The sequence below is a fragment of the Pseudoxanthomonas sp. genome (assembly GCF_027498035.1).
Lineage (GTDB): Bacteria > Pseudomonadota > Gammaproteobacteria > Xanthomonadales > Xanthomonadaceae > Pseudoxanthomonas_A.
The window spans coordinates 2,118,456-2,134,075 of record NZ_CP114978.1; the positions used below are offsets into that span (position 1 = coordinate 2,118,456).

Sequence of the window (15,620 nt, forward strand, 5' to 3'; positions counted from 1 at the left end):
GCTCAGGCCGCCTGCAGCAGGTCGGGGAACGCGTCGATCACCTGGCGCGCACCTGCGGCATCCAGATCGAGCGACTTGCGGTAGCCGTAGCGCACCAGCACCAGTGGCACGCCCGCATTGTGCGCGGCCAGTGCATCGCTTTCCGAATCACCGACCATCAGGCAATCCTTCGCATCCAGGCCGAACTGCCGGCACAGGTGCCACAGTGGCTCCGGCGCAGGCTTGCGCTGCGGCAGCGTATCGCCGCCGACGATGCCGTCGAAGTAATGCAGCAGGCCGCGCGCTTCCAGCAGCGGGCGCACGAACTGTTCGGGCTTGTTGGTACACACCGCCAGCTTGATGCCCTGCGCGTGCAGCGCAGCCAGCGTGCCTTCCACGCCCGGATAAGCCAGGCCATCCAGTGCGGTGTCGCCGTAATGCTTGAGGAAGCCGGGCATCACCGTGTCGATGTCCACCTCGCTGCCGGCCGCACGCATCGCATAGGTGATCAGTTGGCGCGAACCTTCGCCAATCCACTGGGTGATCTGCGCGAGGTCGTAGTTGGGCAGCTGCCAGTCGGTGAGCGTGCGATTGACCGCCTGCGCGATGTCCGGTGCGCTGTCGACCAGGGTTCCATCCAGATCGAAGATCACCAGCGGGTACGGGAAAGACAACGGCATGCTCCAGGCAACGTGGGAAGCGGCATTCTAGCTGCTGCCCGCAGGCGGCCTTCAGCCGGCGCGTGCGGCAGCGGTGTCCGGCGTCAGTGCCTCCAGCACGCGGCAATCGGCGATGCGGCCGCCCGGGCAGGCGCCGATCATGTGTTCCAGTTCGCCCTGCAACGCCTGCAGGTCACGCACCTTGCGGGCGATGTCGTCCAGGTGCACCTGCACGGCGGCATCCACCGAAGCGCAGGCGTCTTCGCGATGTGCGGCCAGCTCAAGCAGCGCGCGCACCTGTTCGATCGAGAAACCCAGTTCGCGCGCGCGCCGCACGAAGCCCAGGCGCTGCGCGTCGGTCCCGGCGTAGTGGCGGTAGTTGCCCTCCGAACGCAGCGGCGCGGCCAGCAGGCCGATCTTTTCGTAGTAGCGGATGGTCTCGGCCTTGGTCCCGGTGCGCTGGGCCAACTGGCCGATGGTGAAGGTGGCCGTCATCGCTTGACCCTCTAGTGGCTACAGGGTTGATAAAGGCTTCCGCCGCGACTTTCAAGCCCACCGCGCCGCCGGAGACCCCATGGACCATTGCTGCAGCCACAAACGCATCGAACTGGAAGCCCTGGCCCGCCAGGCGGCGCAGCGGCGCGTGCTGGTGGCGGTGATGGCGATCAACCTGGCGATGTTCGTGCTGGAGTTCGGCGCCGGCGTGGTGGCCCATTCCAGCGCGCTGCAGGCCGATGCGGTCGACATGCTGGGCGATGCGGTGGTCTATGCGCTAAGCCTGTACGCGGTGGACCGTGGTGCGCGCTGGGAAGCGGGCGCGGCGCTGGCCAAAGGCCTGCTGATCCTGGCGTTCTTCGTGTTCATCGTGTTGGAGATCGTCGTGAAAGTGCAGCAGGGCGTGCCGCCGTCCAGCGGCCTGATGCTGGCCTTCGGCATGCTGGCATTGGTCGCCAACGGCGCCTGCCTGGCGTTGCTGTGGCGTTTCCGCAGCCTCAACCTCAACATGAAAAGCACCTTCGAGTGCTCACGCAACGATGTGATCGCCAACGTTGGCGTCTTGATCGCTGCCGGCGCGGTGGCGCTGACCGGAACGGGCTGGCCGGACATCGTGGTGGGCGCGGTGATCGCGCTGCTGTTCCTGCGCTCGGCCCTGCGCGTGATCGGCGAAGCCTGGCCGGCCTGGCGGGCTTCGGCCGCTGCCCGCTGACCGGATCGACATTGTTCAAGCCCGTATCGGATGCCTAGACTCGCCCCGCCCATGATCCACCTCGCCCGCCGCCTCCGCCGTGTCCTGCGCCTGCCCGCGCTGGTGCTGCTGTTGCTGGCCACACTGGCCAATCCGGTGCTGGCGACCGTGGGCGACACGCATGAAGCCGCCCTGGGCCATGCCGCGCATCTCCATGACGTGGACATGCATGGCACGGACAACAATGCGGCCCTGGACGCCGATGAAGACAGCGGTGATCTGTTGCATGCCCTGATCCACGCAGCGCATTGCTGCGGCCACCTGAGCGCCCTGCCGGTCGCCCTGTTCTTCCCGCTGGCACGGCCATCGGCCAGCCTTGCGCCATGCACCGAGCCGGTGCTGCCGGTGGGCATGCACCCGGCATTCGCCATCCGTCCTCCGATCGCGAGCTGATGCGCAGGGCCGGCCTTCGCGCCGGCGCATCGGTTCCCGCTTTTCCCTTCGGAGACATCCCCATGTGGTTGCGCTTGACGGCCTTGGCCGTCTTCGCCGTCGTCCCTGCGCTGCGCGCGCAGGAACGCCCGCCGATTTCCCCTTTGACCCTAGACCAGGCCATCGCCCGCGTGGCCCAGGCCCATCCCGACCTGCGCCTGATCGACGGCCGCGCTGCGGTCCTGTCCGCCCAGCGCGAGGGCGCCAGCCTGCGTCCGCCGCTGACCCTGGGCGCGACCCTGGAAAACGCCGCCGGCAGCGGTGCGTATCGCGCCTTCGACCAGGCAGAACTCACCGTCACCCTGGCCGGCGTGCTGGAACGCAGCGGCAAGCTCGACGCACGCCGCACCCTGGCCCAGGCCAACATCGATGCGCTCGCCCCGCAGCGCGAGATCACCCGCCTGGACCTGCTGGCCGAGACTGCACGTCGCTACCTGGCCATCACCGCCGCGGTGCACGAACGCCAGATCGCGCTGCTGGACATCGAACAGCGCCAACGCACGGTGACCGCCGCGCAACGGCGCTTCACCGCGGGCGCTTCGCCCGAGTCGGTTGTGCTGACGGCGCAGGCCGCGCTGGCCGAGGCCGAACTGGATCGCGACCGTGCCACACAGGCCGAACAATCCGCGCGCCAGCAGCTGGCCGCCCTGTGGAACGGGCGCAGCCCGGCCGAAGGCGAGGTCAGTGGCGATCCGCTGGCACTGCCGGCGCTGGAGGACTTCGCCCAACTGGGCCAGCTGCTGGAACGCACCCCGGAAGTCGCCCAGCTGGCCGGTGAAGCCCGTATCCGCGAAGCCCAGCTGCGGATCGCGCAAAGCGAAACACGCGCGGACCTGGCCTGGCAGGTCGGTGCCCGCGCCCTGCGCGGCGAAGGCGGCAACGATGTCGCCCTGGTCGCTGGTGTCAGCCTGCCTCTCGGCGCCAGCCGACGCGCTCAGCCCGACATCCGCGCCGCCCAGGCCGAACTGGCCCTGAGCACGGTCGAGCAGGAGGCGCTCGCCGTTCGCCTGCACGCGACCCTGGCCGGCGCCTACGGCGACTACACCACCGCCCGCCTGGAAAGCACGCGCCTGGCACAGGACGTGCTGCCGCGCCTGGCCAAGGCCGAACAGGCCGCCGATCGCGCCTGGCGCGCCGGCGCGATCAGCTACATGGAATGGGCGATGTTGCAGGACCAGCGCGTGCAGATGCGCCGACGCCAGCTGCAGGCCGCCCTGGGCGCGCAGACCGCGCTGATCGAACTCCAACGCCTGGTCGGCCAGCCGCTTGTCGCGGCCACCGGCACCGCCCCGCTTTCGGATGCCACCCCATGAAGACCATTTCCTTAATCAGCGCAATGACGCTGGGCCTGCTGCTGGCCGCGTGCAGCAACCCGACGGCCAGTAGCTCCGACGAAACCGCCGCCGGCGAAGACGCCCACGGCCACGCCGAGACCGGAACCCAGGCCGACGAAGATGGCCATGACGCGAAAGCCGAATCGACCGTGATCGACGCCGAGCAGGCCAGGCTCAACGGGATCGAAGTCGCACCCACTGGCCCGGGCGACATCACCGCCGAGCTGCAGGTGCAGGGCGTGCTGACCGCCGTCGACGGCAGCGTCGCGCAAGTGACCGCACGCTACCCCGGCCGCATTCAGGCCCTGCGCGCAAGCGTGGGCGATCCCGTCCGCGCTGGGCAGACGCTGGCGTCGATCGAAAGCAACCTCAGCCTGAGCACCTATGCAGTCACCTCGCCGCTGTCCGGCGTGGTCCTGAGCCGGCAGGCGCAGGTCGGCGGTGGCGCGGCCGAAGGCCAGGCGCTGTTCGAGGTCGCCAACCTATCCAGGGTGTGGGGGGACCTGACCCTGTTCGGTGCCGATGTGCACCAGGTGCAGGCCGGCCAGCGCGTGACCGTCAGCCGCCTCTACGACGGCAGCCATGCCGGAACCGCGATCGAGCGCGTGCTGCCCGGCACCGTCGCCGCCAGCCAGAGCGCGGTCGCACGCGCCACGCTGGATAACGCCGATGGCCAATGGCGCCCGGGCATGGCGGTGACTGCGCGGATCGCCATCCGCACGCGCCAGGCCGCATTGGTGGTACCGCGCGCGGCGGTGCAGACCATGGATGGGGTCGACGCCGTCTTCGTCCGCAGCGGTGACACCTACACCGTGCACCCGGTGACGCTTGGCGAGCGCGATGCGCACCACGTCGAAGTGCTGTCCGGGCTGAAGGCCGGCGAGGCCGTGGTGGTCGCGCAGAGCTACCTGATCAAGGCGGACATCGAGAAATCCGCCGCCGAACACGACCATTGAGACCATGCCGATGCTCGAACGAATCATCCGCGCCGCCATCGGCCACCGCTGGCTGGTCATGGCCCTCACCCTGGCGCTGGTCGCCGTCGGCGTGTGGAGCTTCCGCCACCTGCCCATCGACGTCACCCCGGACATCACCAACCTGCAGGTGCAGATCAACACCAGTGCGCCGGGCTACTCACCGCTGGAAGCCGAACAACGCATCACCTATCCGGTGGAAACGGCGATGGCCGGCCTGCCGAAGATGGAGCACTTCCGCTCGATCTCGCGCTACGGCCTGTCGCAGGTCACGGTGGTGTTCAAGGATGGCACCGACATCTACTTCGCCCGCCAGCAGGTGTCCGAACGCCTGCAGCAGGTCAAGTCGCAGATGCCCGAAGGCTTCGAGCCGATGCTGGGGCCGCTGGCCACCGGCATGGGCGAAATTTTCTCGTACACCGTCGATGCCGATCCCGCCGCACGCAAGCCCGATGGCACGCCGTATACCGCCACCGACCTGCGCACGCTGCAGGACTGGGTGATCCGCCCGCAGCTGCGCAACGTGCCCGGCGTCACCGAGGTCAACACGCTGGGCGGTTTCCGCCGCGAGGTGCACATCACGCCCGATCCGGCGCGGCTGCTGTCGCTGGACCTGAGCCTGGAAGCGGTGGTCGAGGCCGTGCGTGCCAACAACCAGAACCTTGGCGCCGGCTACATCGAGCGCAACGGCCAGCAGTTCCTGGTGCGCGTGCCCGGCCAGGTCGCCGACCTGGCACAGATCCGCGGCATCGTGCTGGGCCTGCGCGGTGGCGTACCAATCCGCATCGGCGATGTCGCGCAGGTGGACGAAGGCGCGGAGCTGCGCAATGGCGCCGCCACCCAGAATGGCCATGAGGTCGTGCTGGGCACGGTGATGATGCTGATGGGCGCCAACAGCCGCGAGGTGTCGCAGGCGGCGGCCGCCAAGTTGCGGCAGGCGCAGCAGAGCCTGCCCAAGGGCGTCACCGCCACGCCGGTCTACGACCGCACCGTGCTGGTCGAACACACCATCGGCACCGTCGCCAAGAACCTGGCCGAAGGCGCGCTGCTGGTGATCGTCATCCTGTTCGTGCTGCTGGGTAACGTGCGCGCGGCGCTGATCACCGCGCTGGTGATCCCGCTGGCGATGCTGTTCACGCTGACCGGCATGGCGCGCACCGGCGTGTCGGCCAACCTGATGAGCCTGGGCGCCCTGGACTTCGGCCTGATCGTCGATGGCGCGGTGATCATCATCGAGCACTGCCTGCGCCGCTTCGGGCAGCGCCAGCACGCGCTGGGCCGGGTGATGACGCTGGCCGAGCGCTTCGAGGAAACCGCGCAGGCCACCGCCGAAGTGATCCGCCCCAGCCTGTTCGGCTTAGGGATCATCGCCGCGGTCTATCTGCCGATCTTCGCGCTTACCGGCGTGGAAGGAAAAATGTTCCATCCGATGGCGATCACCGTGGTGCTGGCGCTCACCGGCGCGATGGTGTTGGCCTTGAGCTTCGTGCCGGCCGCCATTGCCATGGCGCTGGGCGGCAAGGTCGAGGAGAAGGAAAACCGCCTGATGGCCTGGTTCCGCAAGCGCTACGCGCCTTTGCTGGCCTTCAGCCTGTCGCGCGGACGCTGGGTCGCCCTGGGCGCGGTCGCCCTGCTGGTCGGTTGCGGCCTGCTGGCCACGCGCCTGGGCAGCGAGTTCGTGCCCAGCCTGGACGAAGGCGACCTGAGCGTGCAGGCCATGCGCATCCCCGGCACCAGCCTGAGCCAGTCGGTGGGCATGCAGCGCGTGCTGGAGACGCGCCTGCTGGCCTTCCCCGAAGTGGATCGGGTGTGGTCACGCATCGGCACCGCCGAGGTCGCCTCCGACCCGATGCCGCCGTCGGTGGCCGACACCATGGTGATGATCAAGCCGCGCAAGGACTGGCCCGATCCACGCAAGACCAAGGCCGCGCTGGTGGCCGAGATCGAAGCCTCCATCGCCAGGGTGCCCGGCAACAACTACGAGTTCAGCCAGCCGATCCAAATGCGCATGAACGAGCTGATCTCCGGCGTACGTGCGGACGTAGCGATCAATCTGCATGGCGACGATCTTGAAACACTGGCGCAGGTCGGCCAGCGGATCGAAGCGGTGGCGCGCACGGTGCCCGGCGCGGCGGACGTACGCATGGAACAGACCAGCGGCCTGCCGCTGCTGTCGGTGCAGCCGGATCGGCAGGCGCTGGCGCGTTACGGGCTCAATACGCAGGACGTGCAGCGCACGGTCGGCGTGGCCGTCGGTGGCGGCGTGGCCGGGCAATTGTTCGAAGGCGACCGGCGGTTCGACATCGTCGTGCGCCTGCCCGAGGCGATGCGCCAGGACCCGGACGCGCTGGCCGCCCTGCCGATCGGCCTGCCCGATCCACCCGGCGTCGAGCAGGACGGCACCACACCGCATGCGGTGCCGCTGGGCGCGGTGGCCAGGGTGGAAGCCAGCGAAGGCGCCAACCAGATCAATCGCGACAACGGCAAGCGCCGCATCGCGATCACCGCCAACGTGCGCGATCGCGACCTGGGCGGCTTCGTGACCGAGCTGCAGCGCGCGGTGGCAGCCCAGGTGCAGGTGCCCAGCGGCTACTGGATCGACTACGGCGGCAGCTTCGAGCAGTTGATCTCGGCCAGCCAGCGCCTGGCGATCGTGGTGCCGGTGACGCTGCTGATCATCTTCGCGCTGCTGTTCTGGGCGTTCGGCTCGGTGCGCGATGCGTTGATCGTGTTCAGTGGCGTGCCGCTGGCGCTGACCGGCGGCGTGCTGGCGCTGACCGCACGCGGCATCCCATTGTCGATCTCCGCCGGCATCGGCTTCATCGCGCTGTCCGGCGTGGCGGTGCTCAACGGGCTGGTGCTGATCAGCTTCATCCGCGCCCTGCGCGCGCGCGGGGACACGCTGGACGAGGCCGTGCGCGAAGGCGCGCTGAGTCGCCTGCGGCCGGTGCTGATGACCGCACTGGTCGCATCGCTGGGCTTCGTGCCGATGGCGCTCAATGTCGGCGCGGGCTCGGAAGTGCAACGTCCGCTGGCCACGGTGGTGATTGGCGGCATCGTGTCTTCGACGCTGCTGACCCTGGTCGTGCTGCCGGCGCTGTATCGCTGGGTGCACCAGCGCTGGCCCGGCGCGGCCGCAACAGGCGCATGACCCAGGCCCGGCGTCGGCCGCGTCATGTGGCCGGCGCTGCACCGTCCTGGTCGAACAACGCACCCTGCACCGCGACGTCCTCACGCTCACGAAAGCCTGCAAGACCCACGCCGACCAGCCGATAGCGCGTGTCGGCCGGCAGATCCACGCGGTCGCGCAACGCCAGTGCGATGGCGACGAACTCGGCCAGCGATGATGGCGGCGCTTCGGGCGTGAAGCTGCGGGTGAGGATGCGGAACTGCGCGGTCTTGAGCTTCAGCACCACGGTGTGGCCGATGCGTTCGGTCTTGCGCGTGGCAGCCCATGCCTTCTCCGCCATGCGCAGGATGGCCTCGTCCAGCTCGGACAGCAGCACGTCGACGGCGAATGGTGTCTTCGGCCGAGATCGACTGCACCTGCTGGTCGGGCTCGACCGGGCGTTCGTCGATGCCACGCGCACGCCGATACAAGGCCGCACCGAAGCGGCCAAAGCGCAGCTGCAGCTCGTCCAGGGTGAACGCACGCAGGTCGCCGACGGTGGCGATGCCCAGCTCGGCCAGCTTCTTTTCCGCGACCTTGCCCACGCCGGGAATGCGGCCCACCGGCAGCGGCGTGAGGAAGGCCTCGACCTGCGCCGGCTTGATCACGAACTGGCCGTTGGGCTTGTTCCAGTCCGAGGCGATCTTGGCCAGGAACTTGTTGGGCGCGATCCCGGCCGAGGCGGTGAGCTGGGTGGTTTCGAAAATCTGCGCGCGGATCGCCTCCGCGGTGGCGGTGGCGCTGGGCGAGGCGATCTTCGGAGCAGTCACGTCCAGGTAGGCCTCGTCCAGCGACAGCGGCTCGACCAGGTCGGTGTGCTGCAGGAAGATCTCGCGCACCTGCCGCGAGGCGGCCTTGTAGCGGTTGAAGTCCGGCGGCACGAAGATCGCATCCGGGCACAGCCGCTCGGCACGCACCGCAGGCATCGCCGAGCGCACCCCGAACACCCGCGCCTCGTAACTGGCCGCGCACACCACCGAGCGCGCGCCGCGCCAGGCCACCACCACCGGCTTGCCACGCAGCGATGGATCGTCGCGTTGTTCGACCGACGCGTAGAAGGCGTCCATGTCGATGTGGAGGATCTTGCGCATGCGGTGTGCAGTATCGCGCGGAGGTGTCTCGGGGTGCGAGACGGACGTGATTCTCTTGATTTCTACCGAGAAAGCAAAGCTTTCACGCCCTACGGGCGCGAGCCACTTTTGTCTTGGCAAAAGTAGCCAAAACCGCCAGCGCCTGACACTCGCCGATGCTGCGCATCGGTCCCCTGTGCTCCTCGCTGGAACCGGCACGGCGCGGAACTCGCTGCGCTCAAACATCCGCGCCTCTTCGGCCGTTTCCAGCTGCGGTGCTCGGCTCGCTTTGAAGGCGCTGAAGGTCAAGAGCGGAGCAACAGCAACAGCAAGAGCAAGAGCAAAATCAATCGCACGCGCAATGTTGCTCTGGCTCGCGCTTTCAAATCCCCGTGCTATGGGGGGACTCAAAGCATCAGCCAAAGCAAAAGCAACGGCGCTGGATTCCCGCCTTCGCGGGAATGACGGTCGATGCCTTGCCGTTGCCGTTGCCGTTGCCGTTGCTTCCAGCTTCAACTGACTAGACCGTAAAGCGCGCCGAGCACCGGAGTCTGATCGGGCCGTAGAGGCGCCCTTGTCTGAGCGCAGCGAGTTTGGGCGCCGTGCCCGATCAGGCGAGGAGCGCAGGGGACCGATGCACAGCATCGGCGTGCGTCCCGGCGAGAAGCGGTTTTGCTTCCTTTTGTCGCGACAAAAGGAAGTCGCGCCCGGAGGGCGTGAAAGCCTTTGCTCCCAAGCAAACCGAAGAACACGCCAAAGGAAAAGGCCGAATCTGTCTCCAGATCCGGCCCCTTCCAAACCAACAAATCAATCGAAGATCAATCCGCCGGCATCTTCAGATCGTAATTCTTCGGCGGCACGCCATCGGCCAGGTTCTTCACGAAATAATCCCAGCGACGCCGTGCGATGTAGGCCGTCCGTGCGCCGTAACCGTGGTGCACGTCGGGGATCATCAGCATATCGAAGTCCTTGTTGGCCTTCATCAGTGCATCGGCCACCAGCAGGGTCAGGTACGGCGGCACGTTGTCGTCCATGGTGCCGTGGACCAGCATCAGGTGTCCTTTCAGGTTGGAGACCAGCGACTGGTTGGCCTGGCTGTCGTAACTGCCCTTGCCATCCTTGTCGACGACCAGCTCGCCCTGGTAACGCTCGGCCCAGTCGTCCTCATAGCCGCGGTTGTCGTGGTTACCGCTTTCCGACCAGGCCACCTTGAAGAAATCCGGGTAGCGCAGGATCGCCGCGGTGGAAGCATTGCCACCACCGGAATGGCCCCAGATGCCGGCGCGCGACAGGTCGATCCACGGATACTTCGCGCCCAGTTCCTTCATGCCGGCCACCTGGTCGGGCAGCGTGTTGTCGGCCATGTCGCCGTACCAGGTGTCGTGGAAGGACTTGGAGCGCCACGGCGTGCCCATGCCGTCGATAGCCACCACGATGAAGCCCAGTTCGGCCAGCGACTGGTTGTCGCCATGGGCGGCCAGGAAGCTGCGGCCGCGCACCGAGCCGGTCTGCGGACCCGGGTAGATGTAGTTGACGATCGGGTACTTCTTCGACGGATCGAAGTTGGATGGCTTGAACATGATCCCGTACAGATCGGTCTTGCCATCGCGTGCCTTGACCGTGAACGGCTCCGGCGCCACCCAGCCAGCGGCCTTCAAACGGCTGATGTCGGCGCTGGCGACCTTGGCCACGGTGCTGCCGTCGGCCGCGCTGCGCAGCACGGTGACCGGCGGCACGGTGGTGGTCGAATAGGCATCGACGAACAGCTTGCCGTCAGGCGACAGCGACACGGTGTGGTCGGCCGGCTCCGGCGCCAGCAGGATCGGCGCGCCGCCGTCCAGGCTGACCTTCCAGAACTGCTGGTAATACGGGTTGATGCCGGCGGTGCGGCCGACGCCACGGAACCAGGCGGTACGCGTGGCCGGGTCGACCTTGAGCAGCTCGGTGACGTTGCCTTCGCCGGTGGTGATGGCGTGCTTGAGCTTGCCGGTGGCCAGGTCGTACAGGTAGAGCTGGCCCCAGTTGGAACGCTCGGAAAACCACACCGCTTCGTTGGTCCCCGGCAGATAGGCCCAGCTGGCCGTGCCGTTGCCGCTTTCGTACTGGGTCTGGACGTGTTCGGAGAACACGGTACGCACGCTGCCGGTGGCCGCATCGGCAATCCGGAACCAGGCGTCCTTGTGGAAGCGCGAGGTCGAGACGAACGCGACGGTCTTGCTGTCCGGCGCCCACTTCACGTCATCCCAGCCGCCATCGGGGCCGCAGCTGATGTCGTCGCACAGGGTCGAACGGTGCTGGTCCGGTTCCATCTTCAGGCGGGTGACCTGCTTGCTCGGCACGTCGATGATGACGCGCTCGATCATGGTCACGTCCTTGTCGCCCGGCAGCGGGTACTTCCACGCCTCCAACTTGGGATGGCCGACATTGGTGGTGACCAGATACATGTCGCCGGTCTTGCGCTGGTCCTGCTGGAAGGTGGCGATCTTCTTCGAGTCCGGCGACCATTCGACGATGGCCTTGTCGGTGTGTTTCCAGCCGGCGTTGTCGGTGGCGTAGCCGTAGTCCTTGACGCCGTCGGTGGTCAGCTGGGTTTCGGCACCGGTGGACAGGTTGCGCACCCACAGGTTCCAGTCGCGGATGAAGGCTTCGGATCGCTTGTCGGGCGAGAGCGCGCCCGGCTCGGCGCCGGCCTTGGCGTAGACCTTGGTGCACGCGGCCTTGGCATCGCAGATGACCTCGGTGCCGCGCACGGCGAAGCGGTAGCGGCCATCGGCGGCCAGGGCGATGCCGCGCGGCGCGAGCTTGTCGGCCTTGAGCGGCTTGTCCTTGGTGTCCAGCAGGGTATCGAGCGACTTGGCCAGCGCCTTGGCGTTGAACAGCGGCGCGGTCCTGCCGGTGGCGGTATCGGTCTGCAGCAGGCGGTCGCCACTGGCGTCGTGGTCGGTGTAGACGTAATGGGTGTCGTCCAGCCAGGTGACCCGGGTCACTGCGTGGTCGACCAATGGCTGGGAAAACAGCAGGGTGCCGGCACGGGCGTAATCGGCCTCGGTCACCGTGGGCGTCTGCGCGGCAGCGCCGGCCGACAGGGCGGTCAGGAGGGCGCCAAGCAGGCGCGGGGTCGCGATGTTCAAGAGCATGGAAGTCCCCAAGCGAGGTAAAGCGTGGAACGGCCGTCCTGGCGCGTATGCGAACCGGTGATCGTACCCGCCCGGCCCCCGCCTTCCCCCTGCCGAAGGTCCTGCGCCGGCTGGCGCCCGTTCCCCATCGACCGTTTCAGATGCAGCATTCGACAGGCCTGTGGCCAGCCTGCAGCATGTCCGGCACGCGTTGCGCCACCCGCAGCGCGCCCTCCCCGCCACGCAAGTCGCCGTCGATGTCCCCGGTCCTTACCGCTGTCTTTCCCCTGTTCTCGCTGATCGCCATCGGCGCGGGCATCCGCCGCTTCGGCCTGCTCGGCGCGGCCGCGGTCACCGAACTCAACCGGTTCGTGGTCCTGCTGGCGCTGCCGGCGGTGCTGTTCTCGATCATGGCCAAGGCGCACTGGTCGACCCTGGCCCAGCCCGGGCTGGCGACCGTCTACGCGGTCAGCATGCTGGGCGTGCACCTGCCGGTGATGGGCTGGCTGCTCGGGCGCGGCGCCAGCCTGACCGATGCCAGCATCGACGCGCTCGGCGCCTCCTACGCCAACACCGGCTTCATGGGCATCCCGCTGGCGATGCTGACCCTGGGCGCAACCGCCCTGCCCGGCGTCGGCCTGTCGGTGGTGATGACCGCCTGCGTGCTGTTCGCGCTGGCCCTGACCACGATCGAGTTCGACCGCCACCGTGGCGCCGGCCTGCTGCCGACGTTGCGCAACACCGCCTGGGCGCTGCTGAAGAATCCGCTGATCTGGGCACCGCTGGCCGGTGCGCTGGTGTCGCTGGGCGGCGTGCCGGTGCCCGCGCCGGCGATGACCGCGATCGACCTGCTCGGCGCCGCCGCCAGTCCATGTGCGCTGGTGGTGCTGGGCCTGTTCCTGGCCGCGCCGGCACAGGCCGACGCCGCGCCTGCCGGCGGCTGGGTCACGCTGTCGGTGTTGAAGCTGTTCGTACAACCCGCGCTGGCCTGGCTGGTCGCGGTGCCGCTGCTGCACCTGCCATCGATGCAGGTGCACCTGGCGATGCTGATGGCACTGCTGCCCACCGGCACTGGCCCGTTCATGCTGGCCGAACGCTATGGCCGCCGCGCGGCGATGTCCTCCAAGGTGATCCTGGTCACCACCGTCGCCTCGATGGCCACACTGTCGGCCTACCTGGTGTGCTTCCTGGAATAGCGCATGCCCTCACGGCGCTACGTCAATCGCCGCTGCGCGACCGCAAGCGCTGGCACCCTCCGCCTTCCGTCCGGACAGATGCCGCCGGGCGGGCCAGCCGCCCGGCAGGCGCTGGACCCGCCTGCTACTGCCAGTTCGCGCTGAAGGACACACCGATGATGCGCGGCTCGTTGTAGACGGCCGCCATGTAGTTCTCGATGACGCCCTTGAGGTTCTTCTCGTTGGTGATGTTGCGCGCGAATGCGGCCACTTCCCAGGCGCCGTAACCGCCGCTGTAACCGAGCTTGAGACCGCCTTCGAAATTGCCCTTGGAATTGAACTCGTCGGTGTCGTAGAGCACGTACTGGGTTTCGCCCTGCTTGTTCCAGTCGGTGGCAACGAACACCGCACCGTCCTGCCCCACCGGCATGTCGTACCGCGCGCCGAAGCTGAGGTTGTAGGTCGGCGCATTCGGCAGCGGATTGCCATCGATCTGGGCGAAGGTGTTGCTGCCCACCTTGATGGTCGGGTCGTTGACCGTGCACACCACCACGCCATTGAGCGCGCAGACCTGTGCATAAACACGCTTGTCCTGGATCTCGCTGTGCAGCAGGCTCAGGCCAGCGGTCAACGACAGGTTCGGGATCGGGCGCCAATCCAGGTCGGCCTCAAGGCCATACGCACGCGCCTTGTCGGCGTTGAACAGCACGCCATTGCCATTGGCATCGTTGCCGTTGAGCTGGATGTCATCGACGGTATAGGTGAAGCCGGTGACGTTCAGGCGCAGGCGGTTGTTGAACAGGCTGCTCTTGATGCCAGCCTCGTAGGACAGGATGGTTTCCGAATCAGCCGTGGTGAAGTCCGCGTTGAACACGGCCGAACGCCCCTGGATGGTTGGTCCGCGGAAGCCACGGGCAATGCGCGCGTACACGCTCAGCTGCGGGTTGATCTCGTACATCGCGCTCAGGTCCCAGCTGGGCTGGGTGTCGGACATCTCCACATTCGTACGACCGGTATAGGTCACCGCGCCCGCCGCCGTGTCGGCGGTCTTCAGCAGGCGCGTTTTCTTGGTGTCCTCGGTCTGGCGGATGCCGGCCGTCAGGGTCAATGCGTCCGTGGCCTTCCAGCTCACCTGGCCGAAGCCGGCCCACGACGTATTGATGTTGCGCAGGCGCACCCAGTTGTTGGGATTACGGGCCGCGCCCTGCAGGAACCAGGCGCGCTGATAGAAGTCGGTGGTGTCGCGGCCGTCGAAGTAGAACGCACCCACCTGCCAGGACAGCGCCTGTTCGCCATTGCTGGCCAGGCGGAACTCCTGCGTGTACTGGTCCAGGTCGCGGATCTGGCCCATCGACTGGCCATAGCCGTTGGGCACGCCGTTGAACGGATGGTCCACTGCCGCGCCGCCGTCGGTGTCACCGCGGCTGTAGCCGGAGGTGGTTTCGTAGGCGCTGATCGAGGTCAGCGTGACCGGGCCGAAATCGTAGCTGGCGTTGATCGAGCCGCCGTGCGTCTTGTACGCCTGCGGATTGTCCATGGCCTCGTCGTAACGGACCTGGTCGCGCGGCACATCGACCGCGTTGGACCCCTTGGTGATGGCATTGCGCAGGAACAGGGTCGAGGTGCCGTCGTAGTCGCGGGTATGCGCCGAGGCCAGCAGTGAGAACTGGTCATTGGGCTTGAGCAGCAACTGCAGGCGCAGATTGCGGTCGTCGTAACCGCCCATGGCGTCCTTGCGCGGGGTGCGCGTGCCGTCGGCGCTGGGACCGTCATAGGTGTTGTCCACCCAGTCGTCGCGATGCTGGAACAGGGTGGAAACACGGAACGACAGGACATCGTTGATCGGCCCGCCGAAGCCGGCGTCCAGGCTGGCGGTGCCGTAGCTGCCATAGCTGGCCGACACGCGGCCGGCATAGGTGTCGCTGGGCTTGATGCTGTCGAACTTGACGATGCCCGCGGTGGTATTGCGGCCGAACAGCGTGCCCTGCGGCCCGCGCAGCACTTCGATCTGGTCCACGTCATAGACTGGATTGGACTTGAGCACCACGTGTTCAAGGACCACGTCGTCCTGGATGATCGACACCGGCTGGGACGCGCCCAGGTAGAAGTCGATGTTGCCCAGCCCGCGGATATAGAACCGCGGGAAGATGCGACCAGTCGTGGTTTCGGCATAGAAGCTTGGCACCTTGCCCGACAGCGCCAGCAAGGTGTCGTCGCCGCCAGCCGTGAAGTCGCGCATGGCCTCGCCCTGCACCACGCCGACCGAGACCGGCGTGTCCTGCAGGTTCTGCTCACGCCGCTCGGCCGTGACTGTCACCGTGTCCAGCGAGGTGGCGGTATCGCGCGCGGCTTGTTGTGCGCTGGCGCTGGCTGTGACCAACGAGGCCGCGCAGGCCAATGAAAGGACGCAGCGGCGGGGAATGCCGCGGCGACGGCAGGATTGCAGGCTTTGCATGAGGTCGGTTC

General features: G+C 67.5%; 11 protein-coding genes and 1 pseudogene. 7 read left to right on the forward strand and 5 right to left on the reverse strand.

Annotation, left to right across the window (positions count from 1 at the left end; translation table 11 throughout):
• Positions 1 to 2: 2 nt before the first annotated feature.
• On the reverse strand, positions 3 to 659 hold the full coding sequence (locus tag O8I58_RS09135; RefSeq protein WP_298322511.1) for a phosphoglycolate phosphatase: 657 nt from the start codon (positions 657 to 659) through the stop codon (positions 3 to 5).
• 51 nt (positions 660 to 710) lie between these two features.
• Positions 711 to 1,133, reverse strand: a complete 423-nt coding sequence (locus O8I58_RS09140) for a MerR family transcriptional regulator (RefSeq protein ID WP_298322514.1) — start codon at positions 1,131 to 1,133, stop codon at positions 711 to 713.
• Positions 1,134 to 1,212: 79 nt separating this feature from the next.
• Between O8I58_RS09140 and O8I58_RS09145 the strand changes: the two genes are divergently transcribed.
• The 5 genes from O8I58_RS09145 to O8I58_RS09165 all read left to right on the forward strand — a co-directional run bounded on the left by O8I58_RS09145 (position 1,213) and on the right by O8I58_RS09165 (position 7,775).
• Entirely contained in the window at positions 1,213 to 1,845 is a 633-nt protein-coding gene (locus tag O8I58_RS09145; protein WP_298322517.1) for a cation efflux transmembrane domain-containing protein, read from the forward strand.
• Between the two features lie 51 nt (positions 1,846 to 1,896).
• Positions 1,897 to 2,277 carry a hypothetical protein gene (locus tag O8I58_RS09150; RefSeq protein WP_298322520.1) on the forward strand — a complete coding sequence of 127 codons (381 nt, stop codon included), beginning with the start codon at positions 1,897 to 1,899 and terminating at the stop codon, positions 2,275 to 2,277.
• A 62-nt stretch (positions 2,278 to 2,339) separates the two neighbouring features.
• A complete protein-coding gene (locus O8I58_RS09155) occupies positions 2,340 to 3,629 on the forward strand; it encodes a TolC family protein (RefSeq protein WP_298322523.1) in 1,290 nt (429 codons plus the stop codon).
• On the forward strand, positions 3,626 to 4,606 hold the full coding sequence (locus O8I58_RS09160; RefSeq protein ID WP_298322526.1) for an efflux RND transporter periplasmic adaptor subunit: 981 nt from the start codon (positions 3,626 to 3,628) through the stop codon (positions 4,604 to 4,606). Before O8I58_RS09155 ends, O8I58_RS09160 begins: the two co-directional genes overlap by 4 nt.
• Positions 4,607 to 4,616: 10 nt before the next feature.
• Positions 4,617 to 7,775, forward strand: coding sequence for an efflux RND transporter permease subunit (locus O8I58_RS09165; RefSeq protein WP_298322529.1), 3,159 nt, complete (start codon positions 4,617 to 4,619; stop codon positions 7,773 to 7,775).
• 22 nt (positions 7,776 to 7,797) lie between these two features.
• Here O8I58_RS09165 and dinB read toward each other — a convergent pair.
• A pseudogene (gene dinB / locus O8I58_RS09170) lies at positions 7,798 to 8,884 on the reverse strand (DNA polymerase IV).
• Between the two features lie 46 nt (positions 8,885 to 8,930).
• Between dinB and O8I58_RS09175 the strand changes: the two are divergent.
• Positions 8,931 to 9,383 (forward strand): hypothetical protein, encoded by a 453-nt coding sequence (locus O8I58_RS09175; protein WP_298322532.1) that lies wholly within the window; start codon positions 8,931 to 8,933, stop codon positions 9,381 to 9,383.
• A gap of 298 nt (positions 9,384 to 9,681) precedes the next feature.
• On the opposite strand, the gene O8I58_RS09180 is transcribed toward O8I58_RS09175, so the two are convergent.
• Positions 9,682 to 12,000, reverse strand: a complete 2,319-nt coding sequence (locus tag O8I58_RS09180; protein WP_298322535.1) for a S9 family peptidase — start codon at positions 11,998 to 12,000, stop codon at positions 9,682 to 9,684.
• A gap of 236 nt (positions 12,001 to 12,236) precedes the next feature.
• Here O8I58_RS09180 and O8I58_RS09185 point away from each other — a divergent pair, with 236 nt between their 5' ends.
• Entirely contained in the window at positions 12,237 to 13,175 is a 939-nt protein-coding gene (locus O8I58_RS09185; RefSeq protein WP_298322539.1) for an AEC family transporter, read from the forward strand.
• 124 nt (positions 13,176 to 13,299) lie between these two features.
• Here the strand turns inward: O8I58_RS09185 and O8I58_RS09190 are convergent, their stop codons facing one another.
• On the reverse strand, positions 13,300 to 15,609 hold the full coding sequence (locus tag O8I58_RS09190) for a TonB-dependent receptor (RefSeq protein ID WP_298322542.1): 2,310 nt from the start codon (positions 15,607 to 15,609) through the stop codon (positions 13,300 to 13,302).
• Between the last annotated feature and the right edge of the window lie 11 nt (positions 15,610 to 15,620).